Origin of the sequence: Solwaraspora sp. WMMA2065 (assembly GCF_030345075.1) — a bacterium.
Classification (GTDB): Bacteria; Actinomycetota; Actinomycetes; order Mycobacteriales; family Micromonosporaceae; genus Micromonospora_E.
In genome coordinates this window covers 2,297,212-2,315,716 of the sequence record NZ_CP128361.1, presented here as the reverse complement: position 1 = coordinate 2,315,716, position 18,505 = coordinate 2,297,212, and the positions used below count along the sequence as shown (strand labels likewise).

The 18,505-nt window shown below is 68.8% G+C and carries 10 protein-coding genes; 7 read left to right on the top strand and 3 right to left on the bottom strand.

The features are described 5' to 3' along the window. The first annotated feature begins 6 nt into the window (after window positions 1–6). On the top strand, window positions 7–813 hold the full coding sequence (locus tag O7610_RS10445) for an SGNH/GDSL hydrolase family protein (RefSeq protein WP_289213162.1): 807 nt from the start codon (window positions 7–9) through the stop codon (window positions 811–813). A gap of 79 nt (window positions 814–892) precedes the next feature. On the opposite strand, the gene O7610_RS10440 is transcribed toward O7610_RS10445, so the two are convergent. Continuing rightward, complete coding sequence (locus tag O7610_RS10440) at window positions 893–1,666, bottom strand: hypothetical protein (RefSeq protein ID WP_289213161.1); 774 nt, start codon at window positions 1,664–1,666, stop codon at window positions 893–895. 248 nt (window positions 1,667–1,914) lie between these two features. On the opposite strand from O7610_RS10440, the gene O7610_RS10435 reads away from it, so the two are divergent. The 4 genes from O7610_RS10435 to O7610_RS10420 all read left to right on the top strand — a co-directional run bounded on the left by O7610_RS10435 (window position 1,915) and on the right by O7610_RS10420 (window position 8,233). Further along, window positions 1,915–2,598 (top strand): S1 family peptidase, encoded by a 684-nt coding sequence (locus O7610_RS10435; RefSeq protein WP_289213160.1) that lies wholly within the window; start codon window positions 1,915–1,917, stop codon window positions 2,596–2,598. 130 nt (window positions 2,599–2,728) lie between these two features. Beyond that, entirely contained in the window at window positions 2,729–5,302 is a 2,574-nt protein-coding gene (locus tag O7610_RS10430; protein WP_289213159.1) for an FtsK/SpoIIIE domain-containing protein, read from the top strand. 5 nt (window positions 5,303–5,307) lie between these two features. Further along, window positions 5,308–6,264 (top strand): hypothetical protein, encoded by a 957-nt coding sequence (locus O7610_RS10425; protein ID WP_289213158.1) that lies wholly within the window; start codon window positions 5,308–5,310, stop codon window positions 6,262–6,264. Between the two features lie 580 nt (window positions 6,265–6,844). After that, the gene (locus O7610_RS10420; RefSeq protein ID WP_289212459.1) at window positions 6,845–8,233 is read left to right on the top strand and encodes an IS1380 family transposase; all 1,389 of its coding nucleotides are present in this window, start codon (window positions 6,845–6,847) and stop codon (window positions 8,231–8,233) included. Between the two features lie 2,529 nt (window positions 8,234–10,762). Here O7610_RS10420 and O7610_RS10415 read toward each other — a convergent pair. After that, window positions 10,763–12,175, bottom strand: a complete 1,413-nt coding sequence (locus O7610_RS10415) for a hypothetical protein (protein WP_289213157.1) — start codon at window positions 12,173–12,175, stop codon at window positions 10,763–10,765. Window positions 12,176–12,785: 610 nt separating this feature from the next. On the opposite strand from O7610_RS10415, the gene O7610_RS10410 reads away from it, so the two are divergent. Together O7610_RS10410 and O7610_RS10405 are read left to right on the top strand one after the other, a co-directional pair. Beyond that, a complete protein-coding gene (locus tag O7610_RS10410) occupies window positions 12,786–14,111 on the top strand; it encodes an ATP-dependent 6-phosphofructokinase (protein ID WP_289213156.1) in 1,326 nt (441 codons plus the stop codon). A 166-nt stretch (window positions 14,112–14,277) separates the two neighbouring features. Beyond that, a complete protein-coding gene (locus O7610_RS10405) occupies window positions 14,278–16,680 on the top strand; it encodes an ATP-binding protein (RefSeq protein ID WP_289213155.1) in 2,403 nt (800 codons plus the stop codon). Between the two features lie 110 nt (window positions 16,681–16,790). On the opposite strand, the gene O7610_RS10400 is transcribed toward O7610_RS10405, so the two are convergent. Further along, a complete protein-coding gene (locus O7610_RS10400) occupies window positions 16,791–18,287 on the bottom strand; it encodes a cellulose binding domain-containing protein (protein ID WP_289213154.1) in 1,497 nt (498 codons plus the stop codon). Between the last annotated feature and the right edge of the window lie 218 nt (window positions 18,288–18,505).

Sequence of the window (18,505 nt, the reverse complement as noted above, 5' to 3'; positions counted from 1 at the left end):
CCGTCCATGCCCCTTCGTCCCCTGGCCCGCGCCGCCGTCGCGCTGGCCGTCACCCTCGGCGCCACCGGCGTCGGCATCGGCGCGGCCACCGCTCCGGCGCACGCCGCACCCGCCGCCGTGCACTATGTCGCCCTCGGCGACTCGTTCTCCTCCGGCGTCGGCGCCGGCCCCTACGAGACGACCTGCCTGCGCAGCGACCGCTCGTACGCGCCGCTGTGGGCGGCCGCCAACGCGCCGGCCAGCTTCCGCTTCGTCGCCTGCGGCGGTGCGGTCACCGACGACGTGCTCGACAACCAGCTGTCCGCGCTCGACGCCGGCACCACGATGGTCACCATCACCATCGGCGGCAACGACGCCGGATTCGCCGACGTCGTGCTGAGCTGCCGGCTGGGCAGCGAGTCCTCCTGCGCCAGCGCGGTCGACCGGGCCGAACGGTTCGCCACCACCGAACTGCCCGGCCGGCTCGACACCACCTACGCCGCCATCCGACAGCGGGCACCGGACGCGCAGCTGATCGTGCTCGGCTACCCGCGCCTGTTCGACGAGGTCCGCTACTGCGGCCTGTTCAGCATGAGTCTGACCAAGCGGTCCATCATCAACGACGCGGCGGACCTGCTGGCCGACGTCACCGCCGCCCGCGCGTCGGCCGCCGGGGCCACCTTCGTGGACACCCGGCCGCAGTTCGCCGGGCACGGCGTCTGCGCCGGCAGCCCGTGGATCAACGACTTCTCCGCGTTGATCGCCGCGTACCACCCGAACGCCGCCGGCTACCGCGACGGCTACCTGGCCGCGCTCAACACGGTCACCGGCTGACAGGCAGTGCCGCCCACCTGACGGCGCTACGTACCTGGCGGTCCGGTCCCCGCCCGCACCACGGGGACCGGGCCGCCCGTCAGGTGGCCGCCTGGTCCCGGTTGCTGTCGCCACCGCGGTCGTCGCCGGGAGTCGTTCGGTTGCTGAGGAAGTAGGCACCGAGCGCGCCAGCCAGGGTGCCGAAGACGACGACCGAGTACGCGGCCAGAATCAGCTCCAGGCCTTGGGCGAACGGATCCCGCGCCGCCATCCGCTGACCGGTGATCGTGGTGAGCGTGACGTCGTGCAGCGCCTGCGCGTAGCTCGGATAGGAGCCGGAGACCACGAGCAGCTGGCCGGCGGCGAGGATGAGGCTCACCGTCACCGCGAAGAGCCAGGCGAGCCGGTCGGTGAGCAACCGGCCGGCGGAGCGTGAACCCCGTACCGCCGCGGTGATCGCCGCACCGGCGCGGGCCGTCCGCAAGGCCAACGCCACCCGGGCGAACCGCAGCACCGGAACGGCCAGGAAGAGCAGCTGCCACCAGTTGCGCCGCCAGAACCGGCCCGGGTGATGCCGGCCCAACCAGGCCCGCAGCGAGAATTCGGCGACGAAGACCACCCACAAGGCCCAGCTGGCCGCGCCGAGCACGGCGGCCGTCGGCGGATGGGTGGTGACGAACTGGCCGATCACCAGCAGCAGGAACAGTACACCGAGGACACCGAGCGGCTTGTCGAGACGGTCGGCGAGCCGGCGCAACATCGTGTCGCGTTCCGTGTCGTCGAGCTCGGTCTCCTCGTGCTCCGAATGGTCGCGGGTGCCGTGCCCGGTCTCCCGGCCGTCGGCGTCGGCGCCGTCGTTGTCGCCAGGTCGCATCGATCGCACTTCCGACGGTCGTCGGGACACTCTGATTACGGATACTAGGCGCATTTCGGGCTCGGCGCCGGCACTACCGTCCGATCCCGGGTGTCGACGATGCCGGTCCGGCGTCCGGCCGGCCACGCTGCAATCTATGCAGGTGAATGCGCATTGTTCATCGATACCGTCAGCGATAAGATCATTGCCGGGGGTCTTTGATGAGTGGGACGCCAGGGCTGGGTGTCCGCTCAGTGAGGAGCACCGCCTTGCGTCTCCGTCAACTATTGGTAGTGGCCGTGACGGCACTCGTGGCCGCCGTCACGACTCCGTCGACAGCCGCTGGCGCACCGCAGCAGATCATCGGCGGCGACACCGTCTTGTCAGCGCCCTGGGCAGCCGCTGTCTACAGCGACGGCTCGTTCAGATGCTCCGGCTCGATGATCGCCTCCCGCTGGGTGCTCACCGCCGAGCACTGCATCGGCGGCTCGATGTCGGTACGGGCCGGCAGTGTCCATCACGCCACCGGCGGCCAGGTGAGCGCGGTCAGCGCGACCTACTCCCAGTACGGATACCTATACGACATCGGGCTGCTGTATCTCAGCACACCGATCAGCACCACGTACGTCACGCTCGCCAGCAGCGACCCGCCGGTCGGCTCGACCAACACCATCTACGGCTGGGGCCGTACCTGCCTCAACTGTCACCTGTCGCCGCAGCTCAAAACAGCCTCGGTGCAGGTGGTGTCGGTGCGGGGCCGGGACGCGTACGAGGGACCGGCGCTGCGCAGCTCCCCGGTGACCGGCATCGCCTGGCAGGGGGACTCGGGCGGTCCGCAGTTCTACAACGGACAACAGGTTGGTGTCTGCTCGAACTCCAACGGGTCGAGCTCGCAGAACTACTCCTCGGTCGCTGCCAGCCGCGACTGGATCACCTCGATCACCGGCGTCTGACCGTCGGCACCTGACCGTCCTGACCCGGCTGCCCGGCCGGCTACCGCCGCCGGCCGGGCAGCCGGGTTAACAGCGCCCGCCCGATTCGGATAGTGTTCCGGTGGCTACCCGAGTGGCAGGTGGGGGTGGGATGAGCTTCGGTGCCGCGTACCGTCGGGCGGTCGCCGCCCACCGGCGGGCCGTGACCCATCTGACCACCGCCCGATCGGCCATAGCGGACAGCCCGGCACCGCCGCCGCCGGACCTCGGCGACGTCACCGAACGGCTGCGCCACGTCGGCGAAACCCTCACCACCGGCGCGACCAGCGCCATCCAGGACCCGGCCGTCGGCCCGGCCCCGGTGCGGGTCGGCATGGCCCGCCCGGTCGGGCTGGCCGGCACCGGCGACCCGGTCGAGTTCCCCGCGCTGGTGCCGCTCGGCGCCGGCACCCACCTGGCCATCGACGCCGACGCCCGCCAGCCACGGATCGCCGCCCTGCTGCGCAGCCTCGTCGTGCGACTGCTCGCCGCCGCCCCACCCGGCACGGTACGGGTGGCCGCGCTGGACACCACCTCGATGGGCGCCACCTTCCTGCCGCTGCGCCCGCTGGTCGAAGCCGGCGTGCTGGCGGCACCGGCCGCCACCGACGCCGAAGCCAAGGAACGCCTCGACGACGCCGACCAGCACGTACGCGCCGCCCAGGCCCGCACCGGCGGGCAGCCGGGGGAGCTGCTGGTGGTGGTCGCGGCGGCGCTGCCGGACAGCCGCGCCGAGCTGATGCGCCTCGCCGCGCTCACCCACGCCGGCAACGCCGCCCGGGTCTGCGTGATCGTCGCCGGCTACCCGCCGACCGGCACCGGGGCGCAGCCGCCGACGCTCGGCCCGACCACCCAGATCCGACTCGACGGCAACCGGGGCTGGGTCGGCGACCCACCCGGCCAGCCGTTCAGCTCCGACGGCACCGGGCTGGCCGCACCGGTCGCCCTCGACGGCGACCCGCCGGCCCGGGTCGTGCAGGCCCTCGCCGACCGGCTCGGCGAGATCCACCGGCGCGGCTCCGCACTCGACTTCGCCGACCTGCTGCCGCCCCGGATCTGGACCGAGACCGCCGGCACCGGCCTGCACACCGTCGTCGGCCGCGCCGGCCGGGAGCCGGCGGTCCTCGCCTTCGACGACGTCACCCCGCACTGGCTGGTCGGTGGGCGCACCGGCTCCGGCAAGACCGTCTTCCTGCTTGACCTGCTGTACGGCCTGGCCGCCCGCTACCCACCCGACGAGCTGGCGCTCTACCTGCTCGACTTCAAGGAAGGCGTCAGCTTCACCGAGTTCGTGCCGACCGGCCGCGACCCGTCGTGGATCCCGCACGCCCGCGCCGTCGGCATCGAGTCCGACCGGGAGTACGGCGTCGCCGTGCTGCGCGAACTGCGCCGCGAGCTGAACCGGCGGGCGGCGGCGATGAAACGCCACGGCGTGACGAAGCTGGCCGACCTGCCCCGCGACGGCGCGCCGACGCCGCGTACCGTCGCCGTGATCGACGAGTTCCACGTGTTGTTCGACGGTAACGACTCGGTCGCCCGCGAGGCCGCCGCCCTGCTGGAGGAGCTGGCCCGCAAAGGCCGGTCGTACGGCGTACACCTGGTCCTGGCCAGCCAGAGCATGTCCGGCATCGAAGCCCTCTACGGCAAGACCGACTCGATCTTCGGCCAGTTCCCGCTGCGGGTGGCGCTGCCCGGCGGCAACGGCGTCCTCGACCCGCTCAACCAGACCGCCGGCGGGCTGCCGGTCGGGCAGGCGATCGTCAACGCCTCGGCCGGCATCGCCGGTGCCAACACGGTCGTCCGGTTCCCGGACGCGCACGGCGGTGCCCGGCGGATCGCCGCGCTGCGCCACGAGCTGTGGCAGGCCCGCGCCGCCGGCTCCCGGCCACCGGCGATCTTCAAGGGGTACGAGGCGGCGCACCTCGACGGCGACCCGACGTACCGCTCACTGGCCCCCGGCGGGCGGCGTCCCCTCGCGCTGGTCGGCCGGCAGGTCGACGTGGATCTGACGTCGGCGGTGTTCCCGCTGGACGCCACCCCCGGCCGGCACATCGCGGTGGTCGGCACCACCGGCCACGCCGCCGACGTGCTGCACGCCGCCACGGTCAGCCTGGCCCGGCAGGAGCCGGCCGGCCACGCCCGGTTCCTGCTGGCCCCGCTGGTCGCCTCCGCCGACGAGGTCGCCGATGAAACCGCTGAGGCGCTGCACGCCTTCGGGCATTCGATCACCCGGTTGACCGCCGCCGAGCTGCGCGAGGAGCTGCGCCGACTGGCCAACCCGGACACCACTACGACGACTGACGGCGGGCGGACGTACCTCGTGGTGTTCGGGATGGACGCCGCAGCCGGGGTGCTCGGCGCGAAGGACGAGATGTACAAGTCCGGGCTGGACGACCTGCAGGTGGTGCTGCGCCAGGGGCCCGGCCAGGGCGTCCATCTGCTGGGTTGGTGGCGTGGGCTACGGCGGCTCGCCGACGACCTGGGCGGCTCACACAACCGCGACGACCTGGCCTGCCTGGTGGCGATGAACGTCCCCGGCGGTGAGCTCGGCTCCTACCTGGGCACCCACGACCTGGCGTACCGGCCGCGGCCGAACCGGGCGCTGCTGATCGACCGGCACGACCAGCGGACCCGGCTGATCGTGCCGTTCGCGTTGCCCGGCCGCGAGCTGGACGAGGAAGGCTGAGCGCGGTGAGCAGCGACTTCGACGAGTACGCCGCCCTGGCCCGGCACCTGCACGAGCTGCACCGCACCGGTCAGGCCGGCTCGGCGCAGCATCAGACCCGTCGACAGCGGCTCACCGGCTACGCCGACCAGCTCGGTCAGCGGCTGTACGCCCAGTGGCAGCGGCTGGCGGCGATCGCCCAGGCCGCCGGCGAGCAGGCACCGCCCGCGCCGCCGCCGATCGCCGCGCCCCCGGCCGCCGGCAGCGCACCGGGCCAGCGACAGTCCGGCGGGTACGGCGTCTCGCCGGCCGGTGTCCCGTGGCCACCGCCCCCGCCGCCCCCGCCGGGCCGGGCGATGCCGGGGCCGGTCGGGCTTCCTCCGCCGCCACGCCGCCCCGAGCTGGCCACCGGCGAGCAGCGGGTGCCGCTGCCGGCTGGGGCCTCCGGGCCGCCTTCCCCGGCCGCCGGGTCGGTGCAGCAGTACGGCGGCGGCGCGGGTGCGGCCGGCCCGGTGTCGGGCGCCCCGGTCTCCGGCGACCCGACCGTGGCTGGCGGGCTCCCGCCGGATCCGGAGCAGGAGCTGGAGTCGGCCCGCCGCCAGCTCGACGAGGCCGACGCCGCCGCCACCGAGGCGGAGCAGGCCGCCGGCCGCCCGCCGCTGCTGCCCGGCTGGTCACCGTTGGCCCGGGCGGTCACCGTCTACCTGGGGTTCGCGGCCGCCGTCGCCGTCCTGCAGTTCGGGTTCTTCCTGAATCCGGTGACCGCCGGCGTCGACTACAGCACCAAGTGGATCTGGTCCTGCGCCGGCTTCCCGGCGACCGGCTTCTTCGCCGCGTACTTCGTGATCAGCAAGTGGGGCACGTCCCGGCTGGAGACCGACGGCGGCCCCCGGTTCCCGAAGCTGGGTTTCCTGATCAGCTTCGCCGGTGCCGCCGCCTCGATGCTTCTGCTGCTGGTCTTCCTTCAACTCGACGAGTTCTGAGTGCCCGGGCCGGTCGCTGGCGATGCTGCCGCGAGACGGGGTGCGGGTGACGACCGCGACCCTGCCGACCGGGGAGTCGCTTTCCGACCCGCACTGTCGGATCGCGGTTGTAGTTCTGGGGGGCCGCCGATGTGCTGCTCGTGGTCGAGGTCGCCGACGAGGCAATGATCCACGACCTCAACGTCAAGACCAGGCTGTTTGGCCAGGCGGGTTACCCGGATCTACTGGGGTGGGGTCACCCAGCGGGCGGTCTACAAGCAACACTGGGCTCATCTTGACCGGCTTCCGGACGAAGGCCGGGCATCTGCACGGTGAGCGTATCCCGTGCCGTACGATACCAGTATCGAGCTCGCCGTCGACGACCTGATCGCTTGGTACGCCACCAGAGCGAGGCGCTACTCGGGTCCGCGCCTGGCAGGTGAATGGCGGCACGCTGCGGTTCCTCTCGCTCGGGCAACTCAGCCTCGATCCACCGATGAAGGTCGGACCGGCAGGACCCCGGCTATAGAAAGTGCCCTCTGAACTGGAAGGATAGGAGTTCTGACGCTTCTATCGCTCGGTTCGAGAGGGCACCTCGCAGGTGAGAATACGCCAGGACGCGCCGGTGGTGCGCGCGACGTTCGACGATCCGAATCTGGTGTCGTGTGCCGGTCTCGTTCCGGTGATGCGCCTGGCCGAGCAGGCCGGTCTGCATGACGCGGTCACCGACCGGGTGCGGCTGCCGACGGACAAGGGCGCGAACCCCGCCGGGAAGGTCGCCACGGTCGTGGCGGGGATGCTCGCGGGCGCGGACAGCATCGACGACCTCGACATCGCCCGGCACGGTGGCATGCGGTCGCTGTTCGGCAGCGTGTACGCGCCGTCGACGCTCGGGTCGTTCCTGCGTACGTTCACCCACGGGCACGTACGGCAGTTACAGGCCGCCGCCCGCGACACCCTGATCGGTCTGACCGGCCGGGCACCGATCCTGACCGGCGCCGACACCCTGTGCTTCGTGGACATCGACTCCATGCTGCGGCGGGTGTACGGCAAGCAGAAGCAGGGCATCGGGTTCGGCCACGCCAAGGTCGGCGGCTACAACGTCTACCTGCGCGGCTACAACCCCCTGGTCGCGACGCTGTCCACCCCGCTGTCCGCGCCGGTGATCGCCGCCACGAGGCTGCGGTCGGGTAACGCCGGCTCGTCCCGGGGCGCCGCCACCATGATCGCCGAGGCCATCACGACCGCCCGGGCATGCGGCGCTTCGGGGGAGATCATGGTGCGAGCGGACTCGGCGTTCTACGCCAAGACGGTGATCAGCGGCTGCCGGCGTCGTGGCGTGCGGTTCTCGGTCACCTGCCGCATCGACCCGAAGATCCGCGCCGCGTGCGACGGCATCGCCGCCGACCAGTGGGTCGACATCACCTATCCGCAGGCCGTCCGGGACGAAGACGCCGGCCGGTGGATCTCCGACGCGCAGATCGCCGAAACCACGTACACCGCGTTCGCCGGCACCCGACACGAGGCGACCGCCCGGCTGATCGTGCGCCGCGTCCGCCGCGACGACCCGCAACAGATCCCCGGCCAGGACGAACTCCTACCGACCTACCGGTACCACGCCGTGTTCACCGACAGCCCGTACACCCTCGTACAGGCCGAAGCCCAGCACCGGCAACACGCGATCATCGAGCAGGTCAACGCCGACCTGATCGCCGGCCCCCTCGCCCACCTGCCCTCCGGACACTTCAGCGCCAACGACGCCTGGCTGACCTGCGCCGCGATCACGCACAACCTCACCCGCGCCGCCGGACACCTCGCCGCGGGCACCTGGTCGACCGCCAGACCCGCCACCATCCGGACCCGGATCATCACCGTCGCAGCCCGCCTCGCCCACCGGGCCCGCACCATCCACCTACACCTGCCCGAGTACTGGCCCTGGCAGGCGGCGTTCGACAACCTGTTCACCGCCGTCCAGCCGGCACCCGGCTGACCACACCCCACCAGCCGAAACCAGGCGGCCCGACCACAGGCCACAATCCCGTTCCACCCCGAACACTCACCCTCGGAGCAAGCCGATCACGTGATCGGCGACTCCCTCACGCCCGCCGCACCACCCAATACAGAAATGATCAACCAACATTCAGCGGCAACCGCGTCGGTGGATCGAGGCTCAGAGCGCGGTGCGATCAACTCGTTGGCGTCGCCGATCTAATGTGCCAGCAGCCTGCCCTCGCTGAGACCTTCACCCGTTGGCCAAGGCTACGACCACGGTTGTCTGGAGGCGATGGTCGGATCGGTGCTGGCTGAGCTCGAGCGTTTGCGGACGCTCATGATCTGACGAAAGACAATCTGAGTCATGACAATGTCACTTTTGAGACAGGGAGTTGATTAAGATCATCGATTGGTGTTCGCTGGCTGAGCAGGGAGGATGTCGGTCTATGTAATGAGTCACATCAATCGCATCTTGACTGCCGTATGTCAGGTGTAGACGATTGCAGCATCAACTCAAGAGGTTGATAAACGGCCTGACCCCTCGAACTGGAGGTATCGTGCAGAAGCTTCTTTCCAGAATTGCTGTTGGTGCAGCAGCCGTCGGTCTAGCTCTCGCTGTTATGGCGAATCCAGCCCAAGCCTCCGCACATGACGTGGGTTCGATAAGTGAGGCGGTTTTGGTCGCCGAGAGCGTGGGGCGAATCGGCGGATCGGACAACGTCGGGGTCAGTGCGGGTTGGCTAGGGGAGTGTTACGCTAGCCGTTACTCGACATTCGCCGGAGGATGGTGCGACGGAAACGGCCCAGACTACACCTACCGAGGTGTAGTAAGGTGTAGCAACGGTTCGTGGTACTACGGTATGGTGTTGTGGGCGGGAGACCGTACTGCATCGTATGTTTCCTGTCCTTCCGGCACGTCGGCCACCTCCGGTGGGGTATACGTCTACTACCTCGGTAGCTACTACGGTAGTAACCTCGTCTGACCGATCGAATCTGACCATGATTATCGTCTAAGGAAGATTCGGCTGAGATTCGTTGCAGTTCGAGCGGCTAAGGGGTTTGCCTTGAAAAGCTCGAAAGGCAAACTGTGGCAGTAGATTGACGATGGGCATCGCAAGCTTACTTGGCCGCGCGGTTCCACGACGTGTAGCAAGCGAGGAATTCGGCGTGTTCGCTGGCGCAGGGGCACGACTCGAATCTGATAGATCCTTCGCTTGAGCTTCTATTATCGGTTGACTTAAAAGGAAACGAAGATGCTTCGTAGGTTCGTGGCAAAGGTTGGTCTTTTGGGTGCATGCGTCGTTGCGGCCGTTACAGTGATGGCTGTGCCCGCATCGGCCACTTCGGTGGGAGTGCAGTGGTTCGGCGAACCTGAGACATATCTAAATACCGATACTAGTTTCGGCGGTTGGGTCGACGGGAATGGGCCGGACAGCTACCGCTATTTTGTGATCTGCACAAATGGTGGGACGTACAACGGCGTTACCCGTTGGGCTGGCGACAGGCGCGGCTCGTTTGCGTACTGCCCATCCGGCACCTATGCCGCATTCAAGGGGTACACCCTAATCCCTGCCTAGAGTTCTTCAATCATGTGCCCGACAAAGTCGGAGTGCTCGCGGTTGGGAACTATGCGTTGATGTCTGGAGTGCTGTAGCTTTGACTGGGCGGGCACGGCTCTCGGTGATCCTGAGGTTCTCGAAATATTCAGGGCACCTTGCAGAGTGCTGTGCCCGTCCAGGTTATTGCATAGAGCCCGGTCTAGGTGTTTAGTTTGCTCATGGCGGTCAGGGCCCCTTCAACGATTCCGGCACGGCCGCGACCAGGCGCTGCGGTGTAATGATCGTGGGGATCGGTCGATCTGGCTTCGATCTGGACTTGGGCGAGCATGACGTGATGTTCTGCAGCAGGCCGCGGATCCGGGCCGATTAGCGGGTCCAACAGCGCCGCGGCCCGCGCGTTGGGCAGATGGTGGCCGATCGTGGCGAGGACCGCGCGGGCGGACACTCCGGGTCCCCACTGGCCCGACCGGTCACGTACCGGGGCGGCTGGCCCTGGTTGACCTGTCCGCAACACGGGCATCGGGGGTTCTGCCATGTGGTACTGGACCACCTTGGGCGGCGGTTGACGCGACGCCTCAAACAACTGCCGCCGGTAGTCCCGCAACGGAGTTCTTCGGCGATGGCCGATTGAACGGGCTGTCCGACGACGGCGGATGCGACGAGTTCGACGAATCGGGAGTCTAACCCGCGCCGCAACTCCTCCTCCACCACCACCACCCGCAGATCGTCGACCTGTGCCTAAAGATTGTCGATCATCATCGCCTGCCTCGCGACGAGGGCAAGGGTTCCTCTCGTGAGCACAGCAACGGATCGACGGCCCTGCAATCTGCAACTATCAGCACGCCAAGACGCCGCAGGTCGCGCCACCGGCCGAAATGCTGGAAAGCTTACTCGCCCCGGTGAATACCTAATGTATGTCGGATGGTTTGGGTTGAAACCGGTTCAGGCCCGGCGGATGCGGACGCATCTCAGCTGCTCGGCAGGTAGATGTGGTAGCCGGGTACGCTCACAATGGCGGGTGAGGTTTGATTCGTTGAGAGTAGCCGTGTGACGACCGGATTAGCGGGTGAATCGACAGGAAGAACATATGCTGGATCGCTCGAATCCTGCACCGCCTCCAGATGCGGCAAGTATCGGTTTAGGCCTGGACTCAAGTCGCCCTCGTCAATGACGGCACACACGATGCTCTCGTTTGTCGCGAAGGTGATGTTATTGCACGTCCAGTACTCGCTAAACACGTGGGTTACACCGAGTTGTTCGAGTCGTGCAATCATGTTATCCCTTTGTTGGGCAAGATCTCTCATGTTGGGCGCAATTGCCACGACACCAGCAGTGGCGACCAAGGTCGATATTGCAGTGGCGGCGAGAATGGTTGCTGATGCCACGCGCCAAACTACCACGCGACTCTGCAGTGATTCCCAAAGTGGCCACAGCGCGGCTGGTAGCGAAATTAGTAGGCACGAGAGGTACCTGGCACTTTCGACTGGAGTGTCTGCTGCGGCACTACTCCGAACGTACGCGAGAATCGTCAATGCCGCGCCGATCAACAAACCTAGGTGGGCTACGGAGGTTACTTTCTGAATTCCTTCCTCATGTCGAATCGAAGCCAATGTGGCTATTGCTGCAACTAGGAGAAGCAGCGGAAAAGCAAGTCCCCACCAGAGTTGCCATGGCGTGCACTCGCTTGGCGCGCAGAATCCCATCCCCATTGGGATACCGAATATCATACCGCCATACAGGTGGTCCATCCATGGTGATGCCTCACTGCTTCCGCTCAAAGTCAGCAGCACGGAGATCGGATTGACGCGTGAGCTGATTGAGTGCGCGATGAGGGGTGTTGCTCCTATGAGGGTGCCTCCGGCGAGGAGGGCGCCACCGCTCCAGATAATCTCCTTCTTTGTAAAGATAGCTAGGACCGCACCTGCGCAAAGAATATATGGCAGGACGAGTGGGTCAACCCAGATCATCAATCCCGCGATGAATCCCCATGCCGCGAAGGCGGCGCCGCGATGGCGATACCGGTCTGCCGCGAGCCCAACTGCGAGCAACATTAACCCGGCGCCTGCCGGATTGATTTCAGGATAGCCGCCACCGGAAATCATTTGATTCTTCAGTATCCGGTCCGAGCCGAGGGCCAGAATTCCGACTATCAGCAAAGTAAACCAGCGGCTGCGGTAAAGCTGGTCGACGAGCCGCCACATTATGACAAGAAATGAGCCAAAGAGGAGCAGGTTCGGGATTCGCAGCGAAATAACCGATGGTCCGAATAGTGCGAATATCGGCGCAGCCAAGTAGGCTTCGAGTGTTCCCATGTAGTTCTGCCCGTAGAAGAATGCTGGAAAATTCTCGGCCTTCGATATGTGGATCGCGGCCAGTCCCATGGTCGCCTCATCGCTATTGGTGGGCGGCACACTCCACAGCAGTGCAAGGAATCTGTATAGGACGCCAAGTGTGACACACAGGGCGGTCAGAATCGTTGCTGGGTGAAATCTACCGATGGCTCTCGATCGAGCGTCATCGGACCGGGCACTGTCCACGGTGAGCGCTGCCATGCCTAGATGATGTCATACGCCCTCAGATCGTAAGTAATCCCAGGTCTCGTGGACATACTGGCGGTCGGTGTGGCTGGGTGCGGCGGCGCCGTGGTGGTGGGGTGCGGGTGTCAGCCGGTCGGGGGACCCAGGTGTGCAAGTCGGCGGAGAGGAAGTGTCACGTACCCGCTGTCGCGATCACTCCGGTGACAATCCCTGCGGCCAGCGGGCTCTTCATCCTGACGGGACCATCTCTGTGAGATCCTGACTCCGCTGACCGGCGACCGCACGGCGTACGCGGTCGCCGTCTTGGTCGACGGTGTTCTGTTGCAACATCGCCATCGGTGATCCGCTGGACACCGCCGCCGTCGAATCGTCGATCGCCGCCCTGATCAGGTCGGATCGGTCGAGGGCGCCGTTCGGTAACGCTGCCGAAAACTACGGCCGGGACCATGGGTGGATGGCCGACGAGCCGGTGCGACTGGAGATCCGGACGCTGGGCGGGTGCCTGTTCGACTCGCCGCTGGCCCGACTGCTGCTCGGGCGCAACACCAGCTGGCACTACGTCGACGAGTCCGACCGGGTGCTGCTCGACGACACCGTCGGGATGCTCACCGGCCGGGGTCTGCCCATCGACGAGCTGCCCAGCCTGGAGCCGGGCGGACCGCGACAGAAGATCTTCTTCGAGCCGGCCCGGACCCGGGTCGGGATCGTCACCTGCGGTGGGCTCTGCCCGGGCCTGAACAACGTCATCCGGGCCCTGGTGCTGGAGTTGACCGCCGGCTACGGGGTGCGGCAGATCGTCGGCTTCCGCAACGGCTATCAGGGGCTGGTCGCCCGGCACGGCCATCCGGTGGTGCCGTTGACGCCGGCCGTCGTCGACCGGATCGACGAGTACGGCGGCACGATCCTCGGTACGTCGCGGGGCAACCAGGATCCGGAGGAGATCGCCGACACCCTCGACGAGCTCGGCATCGACATCCTGTTCGTGATCGGTGGCGACGGTTCGATGCGCGGCGCGTCGAGGATCACCGAGGTGCTCGCCCGTCGGGGCCGGCCGGTCGCCGTCGTCGGGGTGCCGAAGACGATCGACAACGACATTCCGTACATCGATCAGAGTTTTGGTTTTCAGACGGCGGTCGCGCACGCCACCGAGGTGATCCGGGCCGCCCATGTGGAAGCCACCGCGTTCCCCGGCGGGATCGGGCTCGTACAGCTGATGGGCCGGCACTCGGGTTTCATTGCCTGCTACGCGGCCCTGGCCACCCACGACGCCGATTTCGTCCTGGTGCCCGAGGTGCCGTTCGCTCTGGACGGCCCGGGTGGCCTCCTGGCGCACCTGCGCCGGCGGGTCACCGACCGGGGGCACGCGACGGTCGTCGCCGCCGAGGGCGCCGGCCAGGAGCACCTGGCCGGTGAACCCGTGGGCCACGACGCCTCCGGCAATCTGCGGCTGCACGACTTCGGACGCTATCTGCGGCAGCGGATCGTCGACGACTTCGCCGGGGCCGGGCGCGAGGCGAGTGTGAAGTACATCGACCCGAGTTACACGATCCGTGGCGTGCCGGCGAACCCGTACGACAGTGTCTACTGTATTCGGTTGGCGCATGCGGCGGTGCACGCGGCGATGGCCGGTCGGACGGACCTGGTGGTGGGTCGGTGGCGGGGCAGGTTCGTGCATGTGCCGATGCCGCTGGCGGTGAGCACCCGTAACCAGGTCGACCCGCACGGCGACCTCTGGCTGTCGGTCCTGGAGGCCACCGGCCAGCCGCCGTCGATCTCCTGATTCGAGCGGCTGGGAGCCCGTGCCGGCGCGGGCCGGGTTCCGGCGACTCGTCACTGTTTTGTCACGACTGCGATCACACTCTGTGCATATTGTCGCCGATTATAGTTACGTAGAGGTGGCAGCACGCACGTCATGTGCGCCAGGGCGTTGGGTGGTTGGGGAAGCCATGGCTACCAGTCAGGTGCAGCATGACCAGTTCGGGAATCTGCTCCGGGCCCTCCGCCTGCAGCGGAGACTGACCCAGGAGGAGCTTGCCGAGGCGGCGGGTTCCAGCGTCCGTGGCATCCGGGAGATGGAACGGGGCCGGGTGCGCAGCCCACAACGACGGACGGTGGTGCTGCTCGCCGACGCCCTGCGGCTGGCCGGGTCGGACCGGGACCGTTTCGTCGCCCTGGCCCGGGCCGAGCGGCAGCCGCACGACGGCGGCACGGTGCCGCCCGACCGCCCGACGGTGACCGTACCCGGGGAACTGCCCTCCGCGGTCCCGGACCTGACCGGCCGGACGGAGATCCTGCAACGGCTCGCGGCGCTGGCCACCGAGGTTGCCGCCGGGCGTTCGGACACCGCCTCGGTGGTGGTGTTGCACGGGCCGCCGGGGATCGGTAAGACCAGTCTCGCCGTGGTGGCCGGACATCGGCTCAGCGGTGCCTTCGCCGGCGGCCAGCTCTTCGTCGACCTGCAGAGCGCTTCGCCGGACGGCCCGGTCGACCCGGCCGAGGCGCTGGCCGGACTGCTGCGGTCGCTCGGGGTGCCGGACAGCAGGGTTCCGGCGTCGTCGGCCGAGCGGGGCGGACTGTTCCGCACCTTGACCCGGGACCGGCCGCTGCTGGTGATCCTGGACAACGCCGCAGACGAGGCACAGGTACGTGCACTGTTGCCGGCCGGGCGGGGATGCCTCGCGCTGGTGACCTGTCGGCGTCCGCTGGCCGGCCTGGCCGGCGCGGTCCGCCAGCCGCTCGACCTGCTCGACCCGGCGGCCGGTCGAGCGCTGCTCGCGGCGATCGTCGGCGCCGACCGGATCGCCGCCGAGCCGGCCGCCGCCGACCAACTCGTCACCCTCTGCGGACAGCTGCCGCTGGCCGTGCGGATCGCCGGCAACCGGCTCGCCAGCCGGCCACAATGGTTGGTCGCGTGGCTGGTGGACCTGCTCCGCGACGAACGTCGAAGGCTGACCGTCCTGACCGCCGGGGACCTGGGCGTGCGGTCGGCGTTCGAGGTCTCGTACCGGCAACTGGACCCGGTGATCGCGCGAGTGTTCCGGCGGGCCTCACTGATCCCCGGCACCGATTTCGCACCCGCGCTGGTCGCCGTCGTGGCCGGCATCGACGAGGAGACCGCGTCGACGGCCCTGGAGGAGCTGGTCGAGGCGGGTCTCCTCCTGACCCTCGGCGACCGGTACCAGTTCCACGACCTGGTCCGGCTCTACGCCAAGGAACGCCTCGACGCCGAGGAACCGCAGACCCGCCGGACGGCGGCGCACGAACGGATGATCGGCTGGCTGCTGCTGCGTACCCGGCAGGCCGGGGTGATGTTCGAACCGGACGCCGGTCGGGCCGATTCCCCGTTCGACGACGACCGGGCGGCGGCGTACTGGCTGGACCGGGAGTCCGGCAACTGGCTGGCGGCACTGCGCGACGCCGCCCGGCGCGGTCGGCACGCCGAGGTGGTCGCGGTCGCCAGGGCACTGCACTGGTACTCCGACGCCAACAGTCACCGGCACCCCTGGGGCGAGATCTTCTCGCTGGGAGTCGCCGCCGCCCAAGCGGTCGGAAGCCCTCGCGACGAGGCCGTTCTGCTGAACTTCCTGGGCTGGGCCCGGTACTTCTGTCAGGACCGCAACGTCGACGGGCTGGCCGCCCTGGCCCGGGCGCTGGAACTGGCCCGGCGGATCGGGGACCGCCGTGAGCAGGCGTGGGCGTTGACCTACACCGCCGCGATCCTGGTCCGGACCGGCCGGGCAGGGGCGGCCGTCGACCACAGCCGCCGGGCGGTGGGCCTGTTCCGCGAGATCGGGTACGCCCTCGGCGAACAGAGCGCGGCGAGCGCGCAGGGCGGGGCGCTGGCCGCGCTCGGCCGGTTCGCCGAAGCAGCCGAGTTGCACCGTGGCGTGCTGGCGTTCCACGGCCGGGGCACCGGGCTCAGCCGGACCGGCGCGGCGGTGGCCCGGGCCGGCGCGATGATGAGTCTCGGGGCGGCGCTGGCCGGCATGGGCCAACTGCGCGACGCCGCCGACCAGTACGCCCGCGCCCGGCGGGTGTTCCACCGGTGCGGTGCGACGTTCAGCGAAGCCAACGCCGTGCACCGGTACGGGCTCGCGCTCGCGTCGTTGGGCGAGGCCCACGCGGCGGCCGAGGCGCTGCGGGCGGCGCTGGACCTGTACGCGGCACTGTCCTGCCCGTGGTGGGAGGCGCAGACCTTGTCCGCGCTCGCCGCTCTGGCCGGCGCGGCGTCGGATCCGGCCGCCGCGCGCCTGCTGCGCCAGCGGGCGCTCGACCGGTGCGGTGAACTGGACGCCCCGCAGGTGCGGACCCTGCGCGCCACCCTGCGACGCGAACTGGCCGGGTCCTGACCGGGATTCTGATCCGCGCCGGGATTCTGATCCGCGCCGAGATGCTGATCCGCCCCGAAGGGGACCGGGCCCCGCCGCGATTCGGCGGGACCCGGTGCCGGTGGACAGGGTCAGTTGCAGGTGGTCCCGTTGAGAGTGAACGGCGCCGGGACGGTGGGGGAGCCGTCCGCGGTGTAGCCGAAGTTGACGGCACCGCCGGTCGGGATGGCGGCGTTGTGGTTCTCGTTGGTGACGGTCACCGCCGATCCGGTCTGCTGGAAGACGCCGTTCCAGTGACCCTGCAGGAGCTGCCCGCCGGGGAAGGTCCAGCCCACCGACCAGCCGTTGACGGCCGGGCCGTCGTTGTAGACGGTGACGCTGGCGGTGTAGCCGGTGCCCCACGAGTCGGTGACGACGAAGGAGACCCGGCAGCTGCTGGCGATCGCCGTCGCCGGCACCAGGTTGCCGTAGTCGTCGCGGGCGGTGGCGAAGTCCTGGAACCCGAAGCCCGGGCCGGCCGACCGGGTGGTGGTGCCGGCGGCGAGGACGGTGCCGTCGGGGTTGACGAAGTAGACCGGGCCGCCGCTGTCGCCACTCCGGGCGGAGTCCTGGCCGTCGAGCTGGGTGGCCTCGACGAGGTCCTCGATGTCGTCGTAGTGGTAGTCGACCCGCAGGTTGCAGATGGGTCCGCCGAGCACTCCCGCCGAGGTGTACCCGGACTGGCACAGCAGCTGACCGGGGAAGACCTCGGTCCAGCCGACCACTTCGGCGCGGACCTCGTCGTGCTGACCGCCGACGTAGATGTGGCCGCCGGGTGCCGACGTCGAGATGATCATCGTGTCGTGGTCGTCGTTGCTGTCGACCGCGTAGCCGACCAGCGTGCCGGTGCCGGTGGTGGTGTCCCAGCCGGTATGCCAGGCCGAGCCGATCGACCCGCAGTGTTCGGCGGTGAGGATGTAGCCGGCGGTGGTGTCCGCGTCACGTACGCCGAAGCCGGCCGTACACCAGGGCGTGGTGGGCCCGATGCCGGCCCCGCCGTCGAACGGTGCGGCGTCGTCGGTTCGCGACCGTTCGACCATCTGGTCGCGTTCGACGAAGGTGGTACGGACACCGGTCTCCGGCAGCGTCGGCAGCTCGGTGCTCGAGCTGTAGTCGACGCCGATCTCGATGCCGGTGCCGTCGGTACGCAGCCGGACCGAGTGGCTGGCGTCGGTCGGGTCGGCCTCCACCACCGGGGCGATCCGGGCGGCTGCCGTACGCAGTTCGGCGCGGGAGTAGGTGGCGTCGGCCACCTCGACCGGCGCGGTGCGGCGGGCGGCGGCGACGGCCGCGGCGATGTCGGCGGGTGGCTCTCCCTTCCACCACAGGGTGACCTGGTCGTCGACCAGGCCGATGCCGGCGTAGCCCCGGCCCGGCGCACGGTCGACCGCAGTGCGGATGACGTTGGCCGCGTCGACCAGCGGAGCCTGGGCGACCATCCGGTCCAGGGTCGGTGCCGGGATGAGGTCGAGGATGGACTCGGTGGTCCCGGCCGGCTCCGGCTGGTGGGCCTCGGCGTTGGCGGCGGTGGGACCGGTGAGCGTGGTCGCGCCGACCATCGCTGCGACGACCACCGCAAGGGTGGTCACTTTTCGAACTGATGCCATGACGCTCAGTCAAGCGGCGTCTGATGTGGGGTGACAGGCAGGACGCCCGGCAGGAGTCGACCTGCCGGGCGTCCTGCCGGTAGTTGCGTACCGGCTCATGGTCGGGCCGATCCGTGCGGCAGCTGCTCACCCGGTGGTCGGCCGGGATATCCGCTGCCGGCCCACCCGTTTCTTGTACGGTTGTACATGTACGTGTGTAC

Bases quoted from the DNA above. Each gene is read 5' to 3' on its own strand.
- O7610_RS10430 (WP_289213159.1), top strand. From the start codon at position 2,729: ATGAGCTTCGGTGCCGCGTACCGTCGGGCGGTCGCCGCCCACCGGCGG.
- O7610_RS10410 (WP_289213156.1), top strand. From the start codon at position 12,786: ATGGCCGACGAGCCGGTGCGACTGGAGATCCGGACGCTGGGCGGGTGC.
- O7610_RS10415 (WP_289213157.1), bottom strand. From the start codon at position 12,175: ATGGGACTGGCCGCGATCCACATATCGAAGGCCGAGAATTTTCCAGCA.
- O7610_RS10405 (WP_289213155.1), top strand. From the start codon at position 14,278: ATGGCTACCAGTCAGGTGCAGCATGACCAGTTCGGGAATCTGCTCCGG.
- O7610_RS10445 (WP_289213162.1), top strand. From the start codon at position 7: ATGCCCCTTCGTCCCCTGGCCCGCGCCGCCGTCGCGCTGGCCGTCACC.
- O7610_RS10440 (WP_289213161.1), bottom strand. From the start codon at position 1,666: ATGCGACCTGGCGACAACGACGGCGCCGACGCCGACGGCCGGGAGACC.